Consider the following 21,844-nt stretch of genomic DNA (forward strand, 5'->3'; position numbering starts at 1 on the left):
GGTATACCTGGATTATGGCGGCGACACAAAACACACGCGAACGTATCGTTTCCGCCGCTGCCAGGCTGTTCTATGCGGAAGGAATTCGCGCCGTCAGCGTGGACGCCGTTGCCGAGGCGGCCGGCTTGACGAAGCGCACTCTCTACTATCATTTCAAGAGCAAGGACGAGTTGATTGCCGCCTATCTTGAGGAGCGTGACCAGCCCAACCTCAAGCTCTTCCAGAAGTGGTTCAGCGAAACCGACGGTGATGCGGCGTCAAAGATCAAAGCCATTTTTCTCAATCTCGCCCGGGCTGCCCGGCACCCGAAATGGAAGGGCTGCGGTTTCCTCCGCACTTCGGCGGAACTCGCCAATATGCCCGGCCACCCGGCGATCCGCATAGCGGCAGCGCACAAAAGGAAGTTCGAGGACTGGCTGCGTCAGAGCTTCGAGACGGAAGGAATTGCAGAGGCGGCCAGGCTCGCGCGGCAGATGCTGCTGCTCCTCGACGGCAGCTTCGCGGTCGTTTTGCTCCACCGTGATCCGAGCTATATGGAGACGGCGGGCGAGGCCGCGGCTACGCTCGTAAAGCTGGCGCTTTCGGAACCGAGTGTGCAGCAACCAGCCGGGAGGGGCAAATGAAAGTCCGACGCATCATGCCTAATTTTCAGGTATCCGATCTGCTCGAGGCAGATCGCTTCTACAGGGCCCTGCTCGGCCTGGAGATCGTGATGAATCACGGCTGGATCGTCACCTATGCGGCGGATGGCAGTTCCGCCATGCCCCAGGTGAGCTTCGCCACCGAGGGCGGATCGGGAACGCCGGTGCCGGCGCTCTCGATCGAAGTGGATGATGTGGATGAAGCGTATCGTCGCGCAAAGGCCGCGGGCACAGAGATCGTCTACGATATCACCGACGAAGACTGGGGCGTACGCCGGTTCTTTCTGCGCGATCCCTTCGGCAACATCGTCAACGTGCTTTCGCACGCGGAGAGTTGATCGAGGCGGAACACGGAAGCGCAGCCATGAGGGGCGTGAGCGGGTAATCCAGTGGATTATTTCCTGGATTGCACCTACTGACTCAGTAGTATTCCGACCATGGTGAAAAGGGTTCCCGTCAGTGTCGTGGAGACGCCGGAGTTCCTGTCTGCGACCCGCAAACTCATGAACGATGACGAGCGCGCCTTGTTGGTGGACTATCTTGCCCACAATCCCACGGCAGGCGATCTCGTCAGGGAACGGGCGGCATCCGCAAGGTTCGCTGAGAGCTTGAAGGACGAGGCAAACGTGGCGCCGCGCGGGTGGTCTATTTTTACCATGACGCCGACATGCCGCTCTTTGCACTCACCGCCTGCGCCAAGAACATGCGGGCCGATCTGGGCCAGCAGGACAGGAACGACTTCCGCCAGTTGACGACCATGCTGGTGGATGCATTCAAGAGGAGAAAGCGATGAGCAAGGTTGCCGACAGCATCCGGCGCGGCCTGAACGAAGCGCTCGCCTGTGCGGAGGGCAGTGCCGATGCGAACGCCTTTCGCGTCCATGTGCCCGAGCGGATGGACGTGAAGGCGATCCGCACGAAACTCGAAATGACACAGGAAGAATTTGCCGGACGATTCGGGTTCAGCGTCAACACATTGCGCCATTGGGAACAGGGTTCGCGCCAGCCGGAAGGGCCGACTCGCGCTTATCTTCTGGTGATCGACCGCGCTCCGAAGGCCGTTCAGAAGGCGCTGCAGGCAGCGTGAGACAGTGTAGTCCTGCGCCGCTTCATGCCCGTTTTACTCGAAAACGCAGCAGGAAGCGGCATGGAAGACGAGAGAATCAATTCCGGAACGGTCTGGACGGTCCGGGTCTCAACTCAGGCTCTAGATCGTCGTCAGCGCGTTGGCGACGTCGGCGACGAGATCGTCCGGGTGCTCAATGCCGATCGACAGGCGGATCGTGGATTCGAGCACACCGATGCGGGCGCGGACCTCGATAGGCACGCCCGAATGCGTCATCGCCGCCGGGTGGCTCGCGAGCGATTCCGTGCCTCCGAGACTGACGGCCAGCTTGAATATCTGCAGTGCGTTGAGGAAGCGGAAGGCAGCCTCCTGGCCGCCGGCGATGTCGAAGGAGAAGGTTGATCCCGCGCCCGTGCATTGCGCGGCGAAGACTCGGCCGACCGGCGCCTCCGGGTCGTGGAACGGCAGATAGTGGATGTGCTCGACCTTGGGATGGTCGCGCAGGAATTCGGCGACGATGCGGGCGTTTTCGTTCGCCTTTTCCATTCGCACGGACAGGGTTTCTAGAGAGCGGCCGATCATCCAGCAGGAATGCGGGTCGAGTTGCGTGCCGATCGAGCCGCGAAGTGCCTTAACCTGTCTGATCAGTGCTTTGGAACCGAGGACGGCGCCGGCGATGAGATCGGAATGGCCGCCGACATACTTGGTCAACGAATAAAGGGAAAGATCGGCGCCGTGTTCGATAGGGTGTTGAAAGACGGGACCGAGCAGGGTGTTGTCGCAGGCAACGATCGGCCGATGCGCCTGTCTTTCCTCGATCCTTTCGGCGATGCGCCGGATCATCGCGACATCGACAAGGCTGTTCGTGGGATTGGCCGGGGTCTCTATCAGGATCATGGAGACCCGTCCCTTGCTCATCGCTTCTTCCGCCGCGGCGCTGACGGCCGCCTCATCGACACCATCGGCAAAACCGGTGGCGGAAATACCGAGATTGAGGAACGTCTTGGCCAGCAGGGTTTCCGTGCCGCCGTAAAGCGGCTGCGAATGCAGGATTGAATCGCCCGGCCTCACGAAAGCGAGAAGCGTGGTGGCGATCGCCGACATGCCGGAGGAAAAGAGGGCGCCGGCTTCGGCCCGTTCGTAGATGGCGAGCCGGTCTTCGACGATCTCGCTGTTCGGATGATTGAAGCGGGAGTAAACGAGGCCGGCACCGACGCCTTCGGGCGGCTCGCGCCGGCCGGACACGAAATCGAAGAAGTCGCGGCCTTCCTCGGCGGAGTGGAAGACGAAGGTCGAGGTCAGAAAGATCGGCGGCTTGACAGCCCCCTCCGAAAGCTCTGGGTCATATCCGTAATTCAGCATCAGCGTTTCGGGATGCAGTTTGTGGTTGCCTATATGGGTCTTGGAGGGGTGCGGCGCGGTCATGGGCTTCTCCTTGGGGGCAGGCAGACTCTGCTACGGATTAAATTACAACAAACGCCCCGCTGGGGTCCTTGCTATTTGCGATCACTTCCTTTTGATGCACGCGATCCTTTGCGCGCGCAGGAATAGTACCGCGCCGCGTCTTCTTGACTGCGCGTCGGCGGAAGGCGACATTGCCCGGCGTGCGAAGTGGAGTCGCCATGGAACATGTTCAGCAGACGGACCTGCCAAGACCGGTGCCCCGTCGCATCTCCAACTTCTTGCGTTCGTTTTCCACAAGCGGCCTCCTCATAGGCGTTCTCTTCTTTGCCGTTTCGCTGACGCCAAGTCTCATACCGCGGCCCTACCTTATTCAGGCGGTGATCTCGGGCTTCTCTCTCGCGGCGGGCTACGCGATCGGCGTGTTCCTGCGCTGGCTCTGGTCCTTCTTCGAGCTTCCCGAACCGACGGTAAGGCGTGCACGTACGCTGAAGATCGCCGCCGCCATCGTTTCGATTGCGGCCGCCGTCGTATTCCTATGGCAGGCTTCGCATTGGCAAAACACCGTGCGGCACATTATGGGCCTGGAGCCGATCGAAAGCGCAGAGCCCGCCACTCTCGGCCTCATGGCCATTCTCGTATTCGCCGCCCTGGTCCTGCTGGCACGGCTATTCCGGCTGACCTTTCGCGTGCTTTCACGATGGCTGCAATATTTCCTCACGCGGCCGGTTGCCAACGCGCTCGGCGGGCTCGTGGCGCTCGCCTTGTTCTGGTCTGCGGCGAACGGTGTGATCTTCAAGTTCGCGCTTCGCGCTGCGGACAGTTCCTTCCAGCAACTGGATTCGCTCATCGATCCTGAGGTCGCACCGCCTGCGGATCCCGGCAAGACAGGCAGCGCCGCATCGCTTGTGCACTGGGACGAGCTTGGACGGCAAGGGCGGCAGTTCATAGCCTCCGGGCCGACCGGCGCCGAAATCGGGGCGTTCTTCGGCATCGCGGCGCCGGAACCCGTCCGGGTTTATGTGGGACTGAACTCTGCCGAAACGGCGCGGGAAAGGGCGAAGCTTGCGCTCGAGGAGTTGAAACGCGCCGGCGGCTTCGAACGCAAATCTCTGATCGTCATCGTGCCGACCGGCACCGGCTGGATTGATCCGGAGGCGCTCGACACCCTCGAATATCTGCTTCACGGAGATGTCGCGAGCGTGGCCGTACAGTACTCCTATCTCACCAGCTGGCTGTCGCTTCTGGTCGAGCCGAGTTACGGCGCCGAAGCGGCCGACGCCCTCTTCGACGAGATCTACGGGCACTGGACGACGCTGCCCAAGGATCGGCGGCCCAAGCTCTATCTCCACGGTCTGAGCCTCGGGGCGATGAATTCGCAGGGGTCGGTCGATCTCTTCGACGTCATCAGCGATCCCTTTCAGGGCGCGCTCTGGAGCGGGCCGCCGTTCCAGAGCACCTTGTGGCGTTCGGTGACGGCGGACCGGGTACCGGACTCACCTGCCTGGCTGCCGCGCTACCGCGACAGCTCCGCCATCCGCTTCACCAACCAGGAGAATGCCCTCGATATCCCCGGCGCGCATTGGGGCGCGATGCGGATCGTCTACCTGCAATATGCCAGCGACCCGGTGACGTTCTTCGATCCCCATTCCTTTTATCGCGAGCCGGACTGGATGAGGTCGCCGCGAGGGCCGGACGTCTCACCGGCGCTGAGCTGGTTTCCCTTGGTCACCGGTCTGCAACTGCTGGCCGACATGGCGTTGGCGACGACCTCTCCGATGGGCTACGGTCACGTCTACGCCCCGGAACACTACATTGACGCCTGGATGGCGGTCACCGATCCGCCGGGGATTACGGCGGCGGATGTGGCGCGGCTGAAAGCGCAATTCTCCGCGCGTTGATCGGGCGAGGACCGATGGGCGGTAGCGGTGGATGCGTTTACAACTCCACCAACAGGCCCTCCATCGCGCCGATGATCTTGCGGTGCTGGTGGGCGTGGCGGGTGCGCAGGCTCGTTGCGGCGTAAACGGTCTGCGGGATGACCGGCGCATCGGCCACGACGGCAACGCGGTCGGAGATCTGGTCGGCGGTCGCCTGCGTCACATAGGCCGCGCCGCCGAGCGTGCGCAACAGGTCCATCACCGCCATGTTCTGGCCGGCTGAAAGAGTAGCCGCCGAAAGGTGCGGAAGTGCCAGGCGGTGCGCACGATCAAAGGCCGGCGAGTAGCTTGATCGGATGTAGGTTTCGGGCCTCACGCCGGCCAAGTCGTGCGTATCGGTGCTGACGAGCACGTAATGCAGTTCGCCGATCCGTTCATAGTGAAGATCGGGCAGGAAGTGCGGCGTGTAGAGCACTGCGAGATCGAGCTCTCCGGCGGCGAGATCGCGGTTCATCTGGTTCGAATAATCCGCTTCCATATAGATCTCGGTCGTCGGCAGATCGCGGCGGATCGCAGCCACCCATCGGCCTGCAATGGTCTCGGCCAGATCGTGCTGAATTCCAAGCCGCATCGATCGCTCGAGGGCGCCTGCGCTCGCCACTGCGCGCGTCGCTTCATGCCACTGATTTTGCAAAGCTTTGGCGTAGTCGAGAAACCGCAGACCGGCAGCCGTCGGGAGGGTCCCGCCCTTGTTGCGCGTGAAGAGTTTCCGGTTGAATTGCGCCTCCAGCGCCTTCACGCGGTGCGAAACCGTGGATTGCGTGATGTTCAGCCGTTCAGCCGTACGGTTGAAACTGCGCGTTTCCATCAGGTCAAGAAAGGTCTCGATCAGGTCAACCTGCATAGGTGCCGCTCCTTGCATCCCCCTCGGCAATCTAATCGAATTCATCGATTAATAAAGCCGCCTCGCGGCGCTTGATGGACTTCAGCTTCCTCGTCAAAAATCGCCGTAACAGAGGAGCCAGCATGTCGAATTTGCCGTCTCACGCACGCGTCGTGATCATTGGTGGGGGCGCCGTCGGCGCCTCCTCGATCTACCATCTCGCCAAGGCCGGCTGGACAGACTGCGTGCTTCTCGAAAAGAACGAGCTCACGGCCGGCTCCACCTGGCATGCTGCTGGTAACGTGCCGACCTTCTCCTCGTCCTGGTCGATCATGAACATGCAGCGCTATTCGGCGTCGCTTTACCGCGACCTGGGTGTGCAAGTCGATTATCCGATGAACTACCACGTGACGGGCTCCCTCCGTCTCGGCCATACGAAGGAGCGCCTGCAGGAATTCAAGCGCGTCGTGGGCATGGGCCGCTACCAGGGCATGGAACTCGACATTCTGGCGCCCGACGAAATGCGCAGCCGCTATCCCTTCCTCGAGACGCATGAGCTCACGGGCGCGCTCTACGACCCCTATGACGGCGACATCGATCCGGCGCAGCTCACGCAGGCGCTGGCCAAGGGCGCACGCGACATGGGTGCGAAGATCATCCGCTTCTGTCCCGTGACCGGTGCCCGGCGCGAAAAGGACGAATGGGTGATCGAGACGCCGCAAGGCGAAATCCGCTGTGAATACGTGGTGAATGCGGCCGGCTATTACGCCCGTGAGGTCGGCAGGATGTTCGGCCGCGACGTGCCGATGATGGTGATGAGCCATCAATATGTCCTCTTCGACGAGATTCCGGAACTTGCCGCCTGGTCCAAGGAGGCGGGTCACAAGCTGCCGCTGCTGCGCGACGTCGACAGCTCCTATTATCTCCGGCAGGAGAAATACGGCATGAATCTCGGCCCGTACGAGAAGAACTGTCGTGCTCACTGGACGACGACGGACGATCCGATGCCGGAGGACTTTTCCTTCCAGCTCTTTCCGGACGACCTCGAAAGGCTCGAATGGTATCTGAACGACGCGGTCGAACGCGTTCCGATCCTCGGTACCGCCGGACTCTCCCGCGTCATCAACGGGCCGATCCCCTACGCTCCGGATGGAAATCCGCTGATAGGGCCGATGCCGGGCGTGCCGAACGCCTTCGAGGCCTGCGTCTTCACCTTCGGCATTTGCCAGGCTGGCGGTGCGGGCAAGGTCCTTGCGGAATGGGTGACCGAAGGTCAGACGGAATGGGACATGTGGTCCTGCGATCCGCGCCGTTACACGGACTACACCGATCAGGACTATTGCATCGCCAAGGGCATGCAGATCTACGGCAACGAATATGCGATGCATTTCCCCAAGCACTACTGGCCGGCGGGGCGCAATAGAAAGCTTTCGCAGATCCATGACCGCATTGCCGCACTCGGCGCTCAGTTCAAGCCATATAATGGCTGGGAACGCGCCATGTGGTACGCCAAGCCGGGCGACGACACGTCGGAGGAGGCGACGCAGACCTGGGGCAGGGAAGGCCCCTGGGCGAAGCGGATCGAGGAGGAGTGCCTGGCCGTGCGCGACGCCGCGGGTATTCTCGACCTGCCTGGCTTCTCGCGCTTTCGCTTGAAAGGCGAGGGCGCGCGCGAATGGCTTTCCGGTCTCATTACCGGCCGCGTGCCGAAGCCGGGCCGAATCGGCCTTGCCTATTTCGCCGATAGCAAAGGCCGCATCCTCACCGAAATGTCGGTCATGGCAATCGAGGAGGATTTCTTCTTCCTGATAACCGCGGCGACGGCGCAGTGGCATGACTTCGAGTGGCTCCGGAAGCACCGCCCTGTTGATGCGGCTTTTACATTGGACGACGTGACGGCGAATTTTTCATGCCAGATCCTGACAGGCCCGAAATCACGCGCGATCCTGGCCGAGGTCTGCGATGCCGATCTTGCAAAGGGCTGGCTGACGCACCAGACGGCTCAGATCGCGGGGCGCTATTGCCAGCTCGTGCGGGTGTCTTTCGCCGGCGAGCTCGGTTGGGAAATCCATACCAAGATCGACGATACCCCGGCGATCTTCGACGCCGTGTGGGAAGCGGGCCAGAAGCACGGCCTCAGGCCATTCGGCATGGAAGCGCTCGACAGCCTGCGCATAGAGAAGGGTTACCGCGCCTGGAAGGGCGATCTTTCGACAGATTATACCGTGCTTCAGGGCGGCCTTGAACGCTTTGTCGACTGGTCGAAGCCCGACTTCAAGGGCAAGGCGGCACTGGAGCGCGAGAAGCAACAGGGGGTTACCAGGCGTTTCGTGACGTTGACGGTGGAGGCCGAGGCCTGCGACGCGCCCTACATGTCGACGCTGTGGTCCGGGGGCGAGGTGGTCGGCGAGACGACTTCCGGAAACTGGGGCTATCGGACAGGAAGATCGATCGCGCTCGGCATGTTACGCGCCGATCTCGCCGTTCCCGGGCGCGAGGTCGAGGTCGAGATTTTCGGCGACCGCTTCAAGGCCGTCGTGCAGCCGGACCAGCCGCTTTGGGATCCCTCGAATGAAAGACTGAAAGCATGACGAAGCCGATCCCTGAAAAGGCGCGCGTGGTCATCATCGGCGGTGGCGTTTCCGGTTGTTCGGTCGCCTATCACCTGTCAAAGCTCGGCTGGACCGACGTCGTGCTGCTCGAGCGCAAGCAGCTCACCTGCGGCACCACCTGGCATGCGGCCGGGCTGATCGGCCAGCTGCGCGCCTCGCAGAACATGACACGCCTCGCAAAATATTCGGCCGACCTTTACGTGAACCTCGAGGCGGAGACCGGCATTGCTACCGGCATGCGCCAGAACGGCTCGATCACCGTGGCGCTGACGGAAGAGCGCAAGGAGGAGATCTACCGCCAGGCTTCGCTAGCGCGTGCCTTCGATGTGGATGTGCGCGAGATCTGTGCGAGCGAAGTGAAGGCGCTCTATCCGCACCTCAACGTCTCCGATGTTAAGGCGGCGGTGCACCTGCCGCTGGACGGTCAATGCGATCCGGCCAATATCGCCATGGCGCTTGCCAAGGGTGCGCGGCAGAACGGCGCGACGATCATCGAGGGCGTGAAAGTCACCTCGGTGTTGAAGAAGGATGGCCGTGTTGCCGGTGTCACCTGCAAGCAGAACGGCGAGAATTACACCATCGAGACCGAGAACGTCGTCAACTGCGCCGGCATGTGGGGCAGGGAGCTTGCCCGGCAATCCGGTGTGACGGTGCCGCTGCACGCCTGCGAGCATTTCTACATCGTGACCGAGGCAGTGCCGGGTCTGGGCCGCCTGCCGGTGCTGCGCGTACCCGACGAGTGCACCTACTACAAGGAAGACGCAGGCAAGATGCTCGTGGGCGCCTTTGAGCTGAAAGCCAAGCCCTGGGGCATGGAAGGCATTCGCGAGGACTTCTGCTTCGACCAGCTGCCGGAGGACTTCGACCATTTCGCGCCGATCCTCGAAATGGCGGTCAACCGCATGCCGATGCTGGAGACGGCCGGCATTCATACCTTCTTCAACGGGCCGGAAAGCTTCACCCCCGACGACCGCTACTATCTTGGCGAGGCGCCCGAGGTTAAGGGATATTGGGTTGCCGCCGGATATAATTCGATCGGCATCGTCTCTTCCGGGGGTGCCGGAATGGCGCTGGCGCAGTGGATGAACGACGGCGAGCCGCCCTTCGACCTCTGGGAGGTCGACATCCGCCGCGCCCAGCCTTTTCAGAAAAACCGCTCCTACCTGAAGGAGCGCGTGGGCGAGACGCTTGGACTGCTCTATGCAGATCATTTCCCCTATCGCCAGATGGCAACCGCGCGCGGTGTTCGCCGCTCGCCCATCCATGAGCACCTGAAGGCGCGCGGTGCCGTGTTCGGCGAAGTGGCGGGATGGGAGCGGGCGAACTGGTTCGCGGAACAGGGTCAGGAGCGCGAATATCGTTACTCCTGGAAGCGGCAGAACTGGTTTGAAAATCAGCGGCAGGAGCACCTTGCGGTCCGCAGCAAGGTCGGCCTCTTCGACATGACGTCCTTCGGGAAGATTCGTGTCGAAGGTCGCGATGCGCTCGCCTTCCTGCAACGGCTTTGCGCCAATGAGATGGATGTCGAGCCCGGCCGTGTCGTCTACACGCAGATGCTGAACGCTCGGGGCGGCATCGAGAGCGACCTTACCGTCACCCGGTTCTCGGAATCCGCATTTTTCCTCGTCGTGCCCGGTGCGACCCTGCAGCGGGACCTTTCCTGGTTGCGGAGGCACTTGCGTGACGAATTCGTGGTGGTCACTGACGTCACCGCCGCCGAAAGCGTACTCTGCGTCATGGGACCGAAGGCTCGGGACCTTATGCAGAAGGTGAGCCCGAACGATTTCTCCAATGAAGCGCATCCTTTCGGCACCGCGCGCGAGATCGAAGTCGGCATGGGTTTAGCCCGCGCTCACCGTGTCACGTATGTCGGCGAACTAGGCTGGGAGCTTTATGTATCGACCGACCAGGCGGCGCATGTGTTCGAGACGCTGGAGGCGGCGGGCGCCGACGCCGGCCTCCGGCTCTGCGGCCTTCACACGCTGGACAGTTGCCGGATCGAGAAAGCGTTCCGGCATTTCGGCCATGACATAACCGATGAGGATCACGTGCTCGAAGCCGGACTCGGCTTTGCAGTGAAGTCCGCCAAGGGCGAATTCATCGGCCGCGAAGCAGTGCTCGCGAAGCGCGACAAGGGCCTTTCGCGCAGGCTGTTGCAGTTCCGGCTTTCCGATCCGGAGCCGTTGCTCTTCCACAACGAGGCGATCGTGCGCGATGGCGAGATCGTCGGAACGATCACGTCCGGCAATTACGGACATCACCTCGGTGGCGCGATCGGGCTCGGCTACGTGCCTTGCCAGGGGGAGGGCGAGGCGGATGTGCTTGCATCGGGCTACGAGATCGAAATCGCCGGAACACGGGTCAAGGCCGTGGCTTCATCGAAGCCGATGTACGATCCGAAGGCGGAGCGGGTGAAGGCCTGAAGAAACCGCCCCTCATCCGCCTGCCGCCGCATTCTCCCGTTTTGACGGGGAGATGGGAACATACGGCGCCCTCTGAAACCATCCGGGGAGAGGGCAGGCGAGGGGCGATTGCCACACGACGACAGCGCCACTGGGAGATGAATGATGGCTGAGGAATGCGCAGTTGCTGCTTCGAGACGGTCCGGCGGACGGGCGGCGCGCGTTGCGCTCCGCTCGGCTCCGCTCGCCGAAAATATCCGTCCCGTCCGGCCGGGTCTTTCCGGCGGGCAGTACAAGCCGCTGACGGAGGCAAACGTCAAACGAATTCACGAGGCAGCGCTCGATGCGCTGGAGCAGATCGGCCTTGCCAATGCGCCGCAATCCGGCGTCGAGATCATGACCGGAGCCGGGGCGATCCTCGGCGAGGACGGGCGGCTCCGCTTTCCGCGTGCATTGGTCGAGGACATGCTGGCCCTCGCCGCGCGCGACATAACGCTTTTCGCGCGTGATCCGAAACAGGACCTCGAACTCAGCGGTACGCGTGTCTATTACGGTACGGCGGGCGCGGCGGTCCACGTCGTCGACGTCGAAAAGCGCGAATACCGCGAGTCCACCGCCAAGGACCTCCTGAACGCGGCGCAGCTCGTCCACCGCCTGGACAATGTCCACTTCTTCCAGCGCGCCATGGTCTGCCGGGACGTTTCCGACAATTTCCTGATGGATATCAATACGCTCTACGCCTGCTGCGCCGGAACGACGAAGCATGTCGGCACGAGCTTCTCCGATCCGTCGCATGTCGAGGGCTGCTTCGATCTCATTCACATGATAGCCGGCGGCGAGGAGCAGTGGCGGGCGCGGCCTTTCGTCTCGAACTCGAACTGCTTCGTGGTGCCTCCGATGAAGTTCGCGGAGGAAAGCTGCATCACCATGGAGAAGTGCATCCGCGGCGGCATGCCGATCCTTCTGCTTTCTGCGGGCCAGGCGGGGGCGACTGCCCCGGCCCCGCTTGCAACCGCCATCGTACAGGCGGTGGCCGAGTGCCTTGCGGGCGTCGTCTACGTCAACGCTCTTTCGCCCGGTCATCCGGCTGTCTTCGGTACGTGGCCGTTCGTCTCCGATCTGAGAACGGGTGCGATGTCGGGCGGTTCCGGCGAGCAGGCGTTGCTATCGGCGGGTTGTGCGCAGATGCACCAGTTCTACCGTCTCCCGGGCGGCGCTGCTGCCGGCATTGCGGATGCGAAGCTTCCCGATATGCAGGCGGGCTGGGAACAGGCGATCTCCAATGTCATGGCGGGGCTTTCCGGCCTGAACATGGTCTATGAGTCCGTCGGCATGCACGCCTCGCTCCTGGGCTTTTGCCTGGAGTCGCTGGTGCTGGGTGACGACATGCTGGGCCAGGTGCAGCGCTGCATCCGCGGCATCGATGTCACGGAGGATACAGTCTCGCTCGAAACCATGCGCTCGGTCTGCCTCGACGGCCCCGGCCACTATCTTGGCCATCCGCAGACACTTGGCCTGATGCAGACGGAATATATCTATCCGGCGGTTGCCGACCGCACGAGCCCCAAGGAATGGGTCGAGATCGGCCGGCCGGATCTCGTCGCGCGCGCGATCGAAAGGAAGAACCGCATTCTTGCCGAGGCCGCCCCGTCGCTGATCGCGCCGGAGGTCGATCGGTCGATCCGGGAGCGGTTCGGGATATATTGCTGAGACGATCGTCCATGCGGTTGGCGGCAGCGAACGGCTCCTGCATCTGCGAGATGGAATGTTTCGGCGGCAAATTCAGGCGAGACCGCTTGAACAAATTTACTGCCGTGCGGCCCCCCTGACCTCGCTCACCCTGTAGCTCCACTTCGGCGCGATCGGCGCTTCATCCGGCCGATAGGGAAAGGTGAGGAAGGTCTCGAACGGGCGGCTTTGGCCCGCTTGCAGGCGCAGGAGAATGAGCGCGGTATCATCACCGATACGTCTGCATGCGCCCTGCGGGCAATCTTCGAGCGTAACCGTCAGGCGGAAATATTCCAGGGTCGTGTCCGATGCATTGGCGGCGGTGCCACGAACGCGGTAGCTGCGCCTGGTCTGGCTGGGCTCGAATGCCATGTCCTGAAGCATGATGTCGGCGGCGGTCAGCCCTTGGGCCGGTTCGGCAGGGACAGGCGCCGGGACCTCGTCCGGTGCACTTTCGTTCAGCCAGACGAGAAAGGCGATGCTGAGGCCTAGCGCGACCGCAATCGACAAAACCGGCTCGATCCAGTTGCGGAAGCGGCCGTATCGAGCCGCGAGATACACGATCGCCAAGCCCAACGGTAACGCAACCAGCCACGCCATGAATTTCCTCCTGCGAGGACCTTATATAGCCCGGCGCGGCCGTGGCAATCGTCGCTCCACTTCTATATGCGGAAACCACGGTAAAACCCGCGCTCGCGCTTTCACGACCCGACGGCCTATTTCTTGAGGCTGACCCAATAGGCGCCTTCAAAGGGGACCGCGGCGAAACGACGGTTTATCTCGGAGAGCGTTGCGGCCGGGTTGATGTCGGGGAAGAGGTCGGGGCGCAGCCAGGAGGCGAATGCTTCCGCTGCGACGATGTTCAGCGGAACGGCATTGAAGAAATTCCAGATACCGTGGACGCGTCGGTCGCGGACGGCCGCGATGCTTGCCATCAACGGTTTGTCTACGACTGCCGCGAGCGTGGTCTCCGCCTCTTCGGCCCCGACCCCGGGGCCGATCGAAAAGCCGCTGTATTTTCCGCCCGGCGAGGAGGTGGCTATATAGACATCCGGGTTTTCGGCCATGACTGCTTCCGCATTCATCATGCCTCCCGGGCGCGGTAGCGCTCCCTCGGCGACGTTGCGGCTGCCGGTGACGGCAATGAATTCGCCCAGTCCCCCGGTGCCATAGGCCCAGCAGCAACGATCGGCTGCAGGGAACGCTTCCATGAGAACCCTGGGCCCGGGCTCCGGGTGCCCGGCAACGCGCTCGCGAATGCGGGCAAGGCGCTCTTCGTAGAATCGGGCGAAGTCTTCCGCCTGCTCTTCTCTCTCGAAGACCTTGCCGAGAAGGCGCATGTTATCCGGTGTGTTCTTGAGCGCCTCGTTGTTGAAATCGACGACGATCACAGGCACGCCGATGCTTTCGAGATATTCCATCGCGCGCTGGCCCGCCTCCGTGTCCGCCTGCCAGTTTGCGAGGATGGCAAGATCGGCCTTGAGCGTCAGGATGGTCTCGAGGGACAGTCCGGGACCGCTGCCGTCGTCGATCAGAGGCACGTCACCGAGGGCTGGGAACTTGCGCAAAAAGCTCTCGTAAATCTCCGGATTGTCGCCCTTCATATCGCCGGACCAGCCGGCGAGAAGGCCGATCGGGTCCGGATGAATGAGGGACAGGGCAATCAGATTGAAGCCGCTGCCAAGCAGAACCGCCCTGGGCGGCGCGGGAATCGCGACCTCACGGCCAACCGCATCGGTGACGGTCATTGGCCATTGCACCTCGGCCAGCGCGGCAAGCGGAGAGAAGGCGATGGCCAGAAATGCAAAAGCCCGAACGAGGCTGCGGCGGCAGAGGAGCAGACGAGACAAAGCTATTGTTTCCTTTGACTGGGAAGGGCACAGAGACTGCCGCAGCTCGGGATGCCAGGGAGGAGATACCTGAGACAGCAGATCTTGCGCCGGCAGACGGGCGCCCCGTCTTCCTCCTCCTGACGCAGGCAGTCGAAGAAGGGGTTGGCGCCGCCGTTGGGCATCAGGCGACAGGCGACCATGGCGTCCGCCTGATCGCTCATGGGGTCGGTGCCAGCCGTTCGAAGCGCATAATCGATGTAAACGGCTGCGTTGTTCCAGGCGAGCCTCGGCGATATGCCGCCCGTCGCCTTGAGATGCGGCACGACCCTCGCAAGATGTTCGTCCATCAGCGAGCCGATCAGGGTAAAGACGTCGCTGGCGTCGTCGTCGCGCCATTCGCCTGTGGTCGCCACTCCGAAGGCACGCGGCAGCCCGTCGGCGGAGAGTGCCACCGTCATGCCGTCGAAGGCAGCGGGCAGCGCCTGGTGGTCCAGCACCCGGGCGACGACATAGGGAATCGTCAGCGCGGAGAAGTAGTAGAGCGACCACATGGAGGCGACGGCGCGACGGTCGGTGCCGCCGGACGTCTCGGCATAGAGCGACAGCGCACGGTCGAAGGCGCCCGAGGCAAAGAACTCGGGCAGCGAGATGCCGTCGGAGAGGTTCTCCGACAGCATCATCTTCTCGTTGCACCAGGCATGCGGTCCGGCAAAGGCCGCCGACAGTCCTTTCGGCCCGTCGAATACCGCCATGCTTTCACGCGCACCGGCTGCCATGACGCTTACCAGTTGTAGCGCAGAGAGCCGATAACGGTGCGGCCCTGATCGCGATGGCAATAACCCGCAGTGCATACCGCATCGCGGCGGTCAAACAGGTTGGTGGCATTCACTTGCAGCTGCAGGCCCTCATATTTCTGGTCGATCGCTGCGAAGTCGTATCCGACGGAAGCATCGAAGAGGATACGCGAACTATTCTTGAAGGTGTTCTGGTCATTGCCGTAGCTTGCGCCGACGAAACGCGCGCCGCCGCCTAGGCTGAATCCGTAAAATGGACCACCTTCCGGCAGTGTATAATGGGCCCATATCGATGCCATGTGCTTTGGTGCGGATGAGACATGGTTGCCAGTCGTACCGGTAGATCCTTGAATAATCTTCACGTCGGTATATGCATAAGAAACTATCAGCGAAAGACCATTGTCAAGGCTGGTATTCGCTTCGATCTCGAAACCGCGCGAGCGCAGTTTTCCGCGCTGAACCTGGATTGCAGTATCCCCGGCGGCTTCGAGATACAGGCCATTCTTCTGATCGATGTTGAAGAGAGCTGCCGTAATCAGCGTGTTGCTGTTCGGCAGGAGATACTTGATGCCGATTTCTTCCTGCTCGCTCTCGGTAGGCTTGAACGGCTGGTTCGTCGCCCTGTTGAAACCGGCATTGGGCATGAATGCCGTCGAGTAGCTGATATAAGGCGCGAGACCGAAATCCGTCTGATAGGTGAGCCCTATACGGCCGGAGAACTCCTTGTCCTTTTGCGATACCGTGGTTAGCGAGTCGGTGGCCAGAACCGTGGTGTCCGTATCGGTCGAGACCCAGTCGTAGCGCCCGCCCATCGTCAAGGTCCATGCGTCGTAGCGGATCTGGTCTTGGAGGTATGTACCGAGTTGCCACTGATCCTGGACGGTACGTGTGTCGAAATCAATCGCCTCGACCGGACGCCCCTTGGTCGGATTCTTCGTATCGAGCGGCGGCGAAACGCCGCGCCCGTCGAGTGCCCGGAAACGCAGCTTCGTATAGTCGACGCCGGCGACCAACGTATGCTCGAACGCACCGGTATCGAATTTGGCTTCGAGCTGATTATCGATGACGAACGCGGTCAGGCGTTCGTCATAGGTGCCGGCGCTGCTGTCGAGCAAGGTCGGATCCGCGGCATTCGGGGCGTAGGCGAAGGCCCAGTCCGCATCGATGTTCAGAGTAGACACGCGGGCGTTTTGGCGGAACACGAACGTATCGTTGAGCCGGTGCTCAAACTCATAGCCGATCCGACCCTGCTTCTGGATCGAGTCGTTGAAGTCGGGATTGCCGGCGAATATGTCGGTGACTTCACCGGTAAGCGGGTCATTGTAGTAAGTCGCCGTGCCTCCGGACTTGGTGCGTGAATATTCACTAAGTACGGTCAGCTTGGTATCTTCGTCGGGCTTCCAGGTGAAGGCCGGCGCTATATAGGCGCGATCGTCGGAGAGGCCGACCTGCTCCGTGTCGGCATCGCGCAGCAAGCCAGTCAGGCGGTAATAGATGGGATCGGTCTCGTTCACCGGACCTGAAAAGTCGAATTGGCCCTGATAGCGGTCGTGGTTGCCATATTGAACCTGCACCTCCCGCAGCATTTCTTCCGTCGGGCGCTTGGTAATAAGGTTGTAAAGGCCTCCGGCGCCGGTTGCGCCGTAAAGGGCCGAGGAAGGGCCGCGCAGGATCGAGACGCCTTCAAGCCCGTAAGGTTCAGTCTTGAAGACCGAGTCGACCGCGGCCGGTTGGCGGAGGTTGTCACGGAACACACCGGTAAAGGTCACGTCGAAACCGCGTACGAAAAATGCATCGAAGCGTGGATCGAAGCCATAGGCGCCGACGCGCGTCCCCGGCGTGTAGGCCAGCGTTTCCAGCAGCGTCTGTGGATTTCGATCCTTCAGCTGCTGCTCGGTGACCGTGGAGATCGATTGCGGCGTCTCCAGGAACGGCGTATCGACCTTGGCGCCGGTCGCGCTGCTGGTTGCGACATAGCCTTCCGCCGTGATCACCCCGCCGCTGCCATTGACGACCAATGTTTCGAGGTCAGTCGACTGGTCGTCGGAAACGGATTCCTGCCCTACGTCCTGTGCCTGTGCCGTTGCTACGAGGGCGAGGGCGGAGGTTCCAGCGAGGGCCGCGCGAATGAGCGGCAATAGGGAGGCGGTTCTGGGGGGCATGCGACGCAACCTTATAGAGATATAAGTTATGTTCTATAAGGTGAGCTAATCACTCATGATTAGAGGAAGCGCAAGCCGATTTCATGACTTTCCTAATCATGTTCAGAGTGTTTGTGGGAAATGTGCAACAGCGGCGCGGCTGCCGCGAGCCACCTTCGCCCCGCACGCGGAGTGAAGGTGGCGGTCAGGCCGGATGGGCCCCCTTGGCCGTCACCCGTGATTGATCATGATGTGGCGAACGGCGGTATAGTCCTCCAGCGCATAGACCGACATATCCTTGCCGTAGCCCGACTGCTTGATGCCGCCATGGGGCATTTCGTTGGTCAGCATGAAGTGGGTGTTGATCCAGGTGCAGCCATATTGCAGTCGGGACGCCGCCTTCATCGCCTTGCTGATATCCTTCGTCCAGACGGAGGAGGCGAGGCCGTAATCGCTGTCGTTCGCCCAGGCAACCGCGTCGTCCTTTTCGGTGAAGCGGGTGACGGAGACTACCGGACCGAAGACTTCGCGGCGCACGATCTCGTCTTCCTGGGTGGCGCCCGCGACGACGGTGGGCTGAAAGAAGAAGCCCTGCTCGCTGCCGGCGCGGCCGCCGGTGGTGACCTCGATGTGCTTCTGGTCGGCAGCCCTTTCGACGAAGCTTGCGACGCGGTCGCGCTGGCGCCTGGAGATCAGCGGGCCGATCTCGTTTTCAGTGTCGTCCTCGAGGTTGTAGCGGATGGTCGAGACGGCAGATGTGAGGTCGGCGACGAGCTTCTCGTAGATGCCGGCTTCGGCATAGACGCGGCAGGCGGCAGTGCAATCCTGTCCGGCATTGTAGTAACCGAAGGTGCGGATGCCGTTTACGACCGCTTCGAGGTCGGCATCGTCATAGACGATCACGGGCGCCTTGCCGCCGAGTTCGAGATGCGTACGCTTTACAGTCTTCGCGGCGGCGGCAAGCACCTTCTTGCCGGTGGCGATGTCGCCGGTGATCGACACCATCCCGACCTTGTGATGGTTGATCAGCGCGTTGCCGACGGTCTCCCCGCGGCCGGTGACGACGTTGACGACGCCCTCCGGCAGAATGTCGGAGATGACGCGAGCAAGTTTAAGCGCCGTCAGCGGCGTCTGCTCGGACGGCTTGAAGACGACGGTGTTGCCGCCGCCGATCGCCGGGGCCAGCTTCCAGGCCATCATCATCAGCGGGTAATTCCAGGGCGCGATCGAGCCGACGATCCCGATCGGATCGCGGCGGATCATGGAGGTGTGGCCCGGCAGATATTCGCCCGCCGCCGGCGCATGGAGATTGCGCACGGCACCCGCGAAGAAGCGCCAGCAATCGATGATCGCCGGCAATTCATCGTTCTTCACCGCATTGATCGGCTTGCCGCAGTTCAACGCCTCAAGTTCCGCGAAACCGTCGGCATCCTTCTCGATCGCATCGGCGATCTTCAGCAGGGCGTTGGAGCGTTCGGCCGGCGTCGTCTGCGACCAGGTGGCGAAGGCACGCTCGGCAGCGTCGACTGCGGCATCGATCTGCGCATGGGAGGCCTCCGCCAGGTCGATGATCCCGGCGCCCGTCCTCGGATTGAGGATGTGCTCCTCGGCCTCCGTTCCGGATTCGAAGCGGGATCCGATCAAGAGCTGAGTGTCCATGTCTGTTCTCCCTTCAAGTGCGAATGTCATTTGCCGGCGCCGGCGATCTGATCGCCGTCGCGGGTCAGGTAATAGGCGCCGAGGATCGGCAGGAAGGTGACCATCACGACGACCATGGCGACGACGTTGGTCACCGGGCGCTGGCGCGGACGGATCAGTTCTTCGAGCATCCAGATCGGCAGGGTCGATTGCTGTCCGGCAGTGAAGGTGGTGACGATCACCTCGTCGAAGGAAAGCGCGAAGGCGAGCATGCCGCCGGCAAGCAGCGCCGTTCCGATGTTCGGGAGGATGATGTAGCGGAAGGTCTGAAAACCATCGGCGCCGAGGTCCATCGAGGCCTCGATCAGCGAGCCCGAAATACGGCGGAAACGGGCGACGGCATTGTTGTAGACGACGACGATGCAGAAGGTGGCGTGGCCGAGCACGATGGTCCAGAAGGAGAAGGGGATATCGGCCATCGAAAAGGCCGAGCGCAGCGCGATGCCGGTGATGATGCCGGGAAGCGCGATCGGCAGGATGACGAGAAGCGAGATCGTCTCGCGGCCGAAGAAGCGGGTCTGGCTGACGGCGGCGGCGCAGAGCGTCCCCAGCACGAGCGCGACCGCCGTTGCGATCGAGGCGACCTTGACGGACAGCGTCAGCGCGGCCCAGACGTCCGGGCGGCTCCAGGCGACGGCGAACCACTGAGTGGTAAGCCCCGGCGGCGGAAACTGGTAGCTCTTCTCCTCCGTCGTGAAGGCATAAAGAAAGATCAGCAGAATCGGCAGATGCATGAAGGCGAGGCCGGCGCCGGCGGCGAGCTTCAGTCCAAGAGGGGCGGGGTTCGATTTTTCAGAGCGCATCGAAAGCCCCCATGCGTCTTGCCATCCAGAGATAGGCGCCCATGATGACGATCGGCACGACCGTGAAGGCGGCAGCGAGCGGAATATTGCCGGCGGTCCCCTGCTGCGCGTAGACGGCCTGGCCGATGAAGAGCCGCGACGAGCCGACGATCTGCGGAATGATGTAATCGCCGAGCGTCAGTGAGAATGTGAAAATCGAACCCGCGACTATGCCCGGCAGCGCCAGCGGAAAGAGCACATGGCGAAATGTCTGGGACGGGGTGCCGCCGAGATCCGACGAGGCTTCGATCAGGCTCGCCGGTACCCGCTCGAGCGCGGCCTGGATCGGCAGGATCATGAACGGCATCCAGACGTAGACGAAGACGATGAAGGTGCCCGTATAGCTGACCGACAGCGAGTTGCCGCCGACGAGCGGAAGAGAAAGCCAGGCATCGATCAACCAGAGGAGGTTCAGCTTCTGGAAGATCCAGGTGAGGATGCCTTCCTTGGCCAGGATCAGCTTCCAGGCATAAATCTTGACGAGATAGCTCGACCAGAGCGGCAGCATAACGGCGAGATAGAAGAGCGCCTTCCATTTCCCGCGCGCATAACGGGCCGCATAATAGGCGATTGGAAAGGCGACGAGCGCCGAAACGAGGGTCACCACCGCGGCCATGGTGACGGTACGGATGATGATGTCGAGGTTGGCTCCGCTCAAAAGCTGCCGGTAGGTGGCAAGCGTGAATTCGTAGTTTACGAGACCGGAGAAGTCGTCGATCGAGAAGAAGCTTTGCAGGAGCAGCGCAAAGAGCGAACCGAGATAGACAATCCCGAGCCACAGCAGCGGCGGCCCGAGGAAAATCGCCAGAAGCACATGAGGGTGCCGCCAGAGGAAATCCGAAAGCCGGCCCGCCGTGCTGCGGCGTTGGGGAAGAATGATGCTCTCGGCGACGATCGTCATGCGTCCTCCATCGGATGGAGATCGTGCGCCGCGAAGCTGATCGTAACCGGGCTGCCGACCGCCGGAACGCCGCGCGCCGCCGGGCTGGCCACCGCAATCCGGACACCCTCGACATCGATCACGATGCGGTTGGTGGCGCCAAGGAAGCTCTGCGAAGCGACGGTGCCGGCGAGACTCAGCGCTCCCTCGCTCGGCGGCGCGATGGCCACGGCCTCGGGGCGAAGGCTTGCGAAGGAAGCCTTCAGGCCCAGGCTGCGGCAGAGATCTTCAGAAAGGACGTTGGAGGAGCCGACAAAATCGGCAACGAAACGGGTCTGCGGACGGTTATAGACCTCTTCCGGGCTTCCGAGCTGCTGTATGCGGCCCTCGTTGAAAACGGCGATCCGGTCGGCCATCGAAAGCGCCTCGCCCTGATCATGGGTGACGAAAACGAAGGTGATGCCGAGCGACTTCTGCAAGATCTTCAACTCCTCCTGCATTTGTTCGCGCAGCTTCAGGTCGAGTGCGCCGAGCGGCTCGTCGAGAAGCAGGACCTTGGGTTTATTGACGAGCGCGCGGGCGAGGGCGACGCGCTGGCGCTGACCGCCGGAAAGCTGCCCGGGCCGGCGCGTGCCGTATCCCGGCAGTTTCACCATGGCGAGCGCGTCCTCGGCCGCCTTGCGGCGTTCCTCCCGTCCGATGCCCTTGACCATCAGCCCATAGGCGACATTGTCGAGAATGGAGAGATGCGGAAAAAGGGCGTAGTCCTGGAAGACGGTATTGACGCTGCGGCGATAGGGCGGCACGCCTTCGGCAGTCTCGCCGAATATCTCGATGTGCCCGCCCGTCGGCTGCTCGAAGCCGGCCATCAGCCTCAGGCATGTGGTCTTCCCCGATCCCGAGGGACCGAGCATCGCGAAGAACTCTCCCTCGGCGATCGTGAGGTGCACGCGATCAACGGCACGTACTGCGCCAAAATAGCGGGATACATTGTCGAAGAAAACGGCGGTCATGGTTGTACTCCGGGAGGTTTCTGCCCCTCATC

General features: G+C 62.1%; 18 protein-coding genes. 8 read left to right on the plus strand and 10 right to left on the minus strand.

Annotated features, from left to right (window positions below):
* Nucleotides 1-14 precede the first annotated feature (14 nt).
* The 4 genes from FB009_RS13200 (at nt 15) to FB009_RS13210 (ending at nt 1,727) form a co-directional block, all read left to right on the plus strand.
* A complete protein-coding gene (locus tag FB009_RS13200) occupies nt 15-623 on the plus strand; it encodes a TetR/AcrR family transcriptional regulator (protein ID WP_011976334.1) in 609 nt (202 codons plus the stop codon).
* Nucleotides 620-979, plus strand: coding sequence for a VOC family protein (locus FB009_RS13205; RefSeq protein WP_011976333.1), 360 nt, complete (start codon nt 620-622; stop codon nt 977-979). The genes FB009_RS13200 and FB009_RS13205 overlap by 4 nt, the downstream gene beginning before the upstream one ends.
* Nucleotides 980-1,281: 302 nt before the next feature.
* Nucleotides 1,282-1,434 (plus strand): hypothetical protein, encoded by a 153-nt coding sequence (locus tag FB009_RS32715; RefSeq protein WP_018012666.1) that lies wholly within the window; start codon nt 1,282-1,284, stop codon nt 1,432-1,434.
* On the plus strand, nt 1,431-1,727 hold the full coding sequence (locus tag FB009_RS13210) for a helix-turn-helix domain-containing protein (protein ID WP_011976332.1): 297 nt from the start codon (nt 1,431-1,433) through the stop codon (nt 1,725-1,727). Before FB009_RS32715 ends, FB009_RS13210 begins: the two co-directional genes overlap by 4 nt.
* A gap of 120 nt (nt 1,728-1,847) precedes the next feature.
* On the opposite strand, the gene FB009_RS13215 is transcribed toward FB009_RS13210, so the two are convergent.
* Complete coding sequence (locus FB009_RS13215; protein ID WP_011976331.1) at nt 1,848-3,131, minus strand: cystathionine gamma-synthase family protein; 1,284 nt, start codon at nt 3,129-3,131, stop codon at nt 1,848-1,850.
* Between the two features lie 197 nt (nt 3,132-3,328).
* On the opposite strand from FB009_RS13215, the gene FB009_RS13220 reads away from it, so the two are divergent.
* On the plus strand, nt 3,329-5,008 hold the full coding sequence (locus FB009_RS13220) for an alpha/beta hydrolase (protein WP_011976330.1): 1,680 nt from the start codon (nt 3,329-3,331) through the stop codon (nt 5,006-5,008).
* 37 nt (nt 5,009-5,045) lie between these two features.
* Here the strand turns inward: FB009_RS13220 and FB009_RS13225 are convergent, their stop codons facing one another.
* Nucleotides 5,046-5,891, minus strand: a complete 846-nt coding sequence (locus FB009_RS13225; RefSeq protein ID WP_011976329.1) for a LysR family transcriptional regulator — start codon at nt 5,889-5,891, stop codon at nt 5,046-5,048.
* 122 nt (nt 5,892-6,013) lie between these two features.
* Between FB009_RS13225 and FB009_RS13230 the strand changes: the two genes are divergently transcribed.
* The 3 genes from FB009_RS13230 to FB009_RS13240 all read left to right on the plus strand — a co-directional run bounded on the left by FB009_RS13230 (nt 6,014) and on the right by FB009_RS13240 (nt 12,594).
* Nucleotides 6,014-8,461, plus strand: a complete 2,448-nt coding sequence (locus FB009_RS13230; RefSeq protein WP_011976328.1) for a GcvT family protein — start codon at nt 6,014-6,016, stop codon at nt 8,459-8,461.
* The gene (locus tag FB009_RS13235) at nt 8,458-10,905 is read left to right on the plus strand and encodes a GcvT family protein (protein WP_018208014.1); all 2,448 of its coding nucleotides are present in this window, start codon (nt 8,458-8,460) and stop codon (nt 10,903-10,905) included. The genes FB009_RS13230 and FB009_RS13235 overlap by 4 nt, the downstream gene beginning before the upstream one ends.
* A 144-nt stretch (nt 10,906-11,049) precedes the next feature.
* Nucleotides 11,050-12,594 (plus strand): trimethylamine methyltransferase family protein, encoded by a 1,545-nt coding sequence (locus FB009_RS13240; RefSeq protein ID WP_024324066.1) that lies wholly within the window; start codon nt 11,050-11,052, stop codon nt 12,592-12,594.
* A gap of 96 nt (nt 12,595-12,690) precedes the next feature.
* Here FB009_RS13240 and FB009_RS13245 read toward each other — a convergent pair whose 3' ends face one another.
* The 8 genes from FB009_RS13245 to FB009_RS13280 all read right to left on the minus strand — a co-directional run bounded on the left by FB009_RS13245 (nt 12,691) and on the right by FB009_RS13280 (nt 21,812).
* Complete coding sequence (locus FB009_RS13245; protein WP_011976325.1) at nt 12,691-13,212, minus strand: hypothetical protein; 522 nt, start codon at nt 13,210-13,212, stop codon at nt 12,691-12,693.
* A 116-nt stretch (nt 13,213-13,328) separates the two neighbouring features.
* Nucleotides 13,329-14,462, minus strand: coding sequence for an ABC transporter substrate-binding protein (locus FB009_RS13250; RefSeq protein WP_011976324.1), 1,134 nt, complete (start codon nt 14,460-14,462; stop codon nt 13,329-13,331).
* Between the two features lie 2 nt (nt 14,463-14,464).
* Nucleotides 14,465-15,196 (minus strand): siderophore-iron reductase FhuF, encoded by a 732-nt coding sequence (gene fhuF / locus FB009_RS13255; protein WP_024310821.1) that lies wholly within the window; start codon nt 15,194-15,196, stop codon nt 14,465-14,467.
* Nucleotides 15,197-15,225: 29 nt separating this feature from the next.
* Nucleotides 15,226-17,400, minus strand: coding sequence for a TonB-dependent siderophore receptor (locus FB009_RS13260; RefSeq protein WP_011976322.1), 2,175 nt, complete (start codon nt 17,398-17,400; stop codon nt 15,226-15,228).
* Between the two features lie 210 nt (nt 17,401-17,610).
* Nucleotides 17,611-19,038, minus strand: coding sequence for a gamma-aminobutyraldehyde dehydrogenase (locus FB009_RS13265; RefSeq protein WP_011976321.1), 1,428 nt, complete (start codon nt 19,036-19,038; stop codon nt 17,611-17,613).
* A gap of 26 nt (nt 19,039-19,064) precedes the next feature.
* A complete protein-coding gene (locus tag FB009_RS13270; RefSeq protein ID WP_011976320.1) occupies nt 19,065-19,880 on the minus strand; it encodes an ABC transporter permease in 816 nt (271 codons plus the stop codon).
* Nucleotides 19,870-20,820, minus strand: a complete 951-nt coding sequence (locus tag FB009_RS13275; RefSeq protein ID WP_011976319.1) for an ABC transporter permease — start codon at nt 20,818-20,820, stop codon at nt 19,870-19,872. The genes FB009_RS13270 and FB009_RS13275 overlap by 11 nt, the downstream gene beginning before the upstream one ends.
* Nucleotides 20,817-21,812, minus strand: a complete 996-nt coding sequence (locus tag FB009_RS13280) for an ABC transporter ATP-binding protein (protein ID WP_011976318.1) — start codon at nt 21,810-21,812, stop codon at nt 20,817-20,819. Before FB009_RS13280 ends, FB009_RS13275 begins: the two co-directional genes overlap by 4 nt.
* Between the last annotated feature and the right edge of the window lie 32 nt (nt 21,813-21,844).

Source organism: Sinorhizobium medicae (assembly GCF_007827695.1).
Taxonomy (GTDB): domain Bacteria; phylum Pseudomonadota; class Alphaproteobacteria; order Rhizobiales; family Rhizobiaceae; genus Sinorhizobium; species Sinorhizobium medicae.

Excerpts from the sequence above, each read along its gene's own strand:
- FB009_RS13215 (WP_011976331.1), bottom strand. The coding sequence starts at position 3,131 with ATGACCGCGCCGCACCCCTCCAAGACCCATATAGGCAACCACAAACTG.
- FB009_RS13220 (WP_011976330.1), top strand. The coding sequence starts at position 3,329 with ATGGAACATGTTCAGCAGACGGACCTGCCAAGACCGGTGCCCCGTCGC.
- FB009_RS13205 (WP_011976333.1), top strand. The coding sequence starts at position 620 with ATGAAAGTCCGACGCATCATGCCTAATTTTCAGGTATCCGATCTGCTC.
- FB009_RS13200 (WP_011976334.1), top strand. The coding sequence starts at position 15 with ATGGCGGCGACACAAAACACACGCGAACGTATCGTTTCCGCCGCTGCC.
- FB009_RS13210 (WP_011976332.1), top strand. The coding sequence starts at position 1,431 with ATGAGCAAGGTTGCCGACAGCATCCGGCGCGGCCTGAACGAAGCGCTC.
- FB009_RS13270 (WP_011976320.1), bottom strand. The coding sequence starts at position 19,880 with ATGCGCTCTGAAAAATCGAACCCCGCCCCTCTTGGACTGAAGCTCGCC.
- FB009_RS13265 (WP_011976321.1), bottom strand. The coding sequence starts at position 19,038 with ATGGACACTCAGCTCTTGATCGGATCCCGCTTCGAATCCGGAACGGAG.
- fhuF (WP_024310821.1), bottom strand. The coding sequence starts at position 15,196 with ATGGCGGTATTCGACGGGCCGAAAGGACTGTCGGCGGCCTTTGCCGGA.
- FB009_RS13245 (WP_011976325.1), bottom strand. The coding sequence starts at position 13,212 with ATGGCGTGGCTGGTTGCGTTACCGTTGGGCTTGGCGATCGTGTATCTC.
- FB009_RS13275 (WP_011976319.1), bottom strand. The coding sequence starts at position 20,820 with ATGACGATCGTCGCCGAGAGCATCATTCTTCCCCAACGCCGCAGCACG.
- FB009_RS13225 (WP_011976329.1), bottom strand. The coding sequence starts at position 5,891 with ATGCAGGTTGACCTGATCGAGACCTTTCTTGACCTGATGGAAACGCGC.
- FB009_RS13260 (WP_011976322.1), bottom strand. The coding sequence starts at position 17,400 with ATGCCCCCCAGAACCGCCTCCCTATTGCCGCTCATTCGCGCGGCCCTC.
- FB009_RS13235 (WP_018208014.1), top strand. The coding sequence starts at position 8,458 with ATGACGAAGCCGATCCCTGAAAAGGCGCGCGTGGTCATCATCGGCGGT.
- FB009_RS13240 (WP_024324066.1), top strand. The coding sequence starts at position 11,050 with ATGGCTGAGGAATGCGCAGTTGCTGCTTCGAGACGGTCCGGCGGACGG.
- FB009_RS13230 (WP_011976328.1), top strand. The coding sequence starts at position 6,014 with ATGTCGAATTTGCCGTCTCACGCACGCGTCGTGATCATTGGTGGGGGC.
- FB009_RS13280 (WP_011976318.1), bottom strand. The coding sequence starts at position 21,812 with ATGACCGCCGTTTTCTTCGACAATGTATCCCGCTATTTTGGCGCAGTA.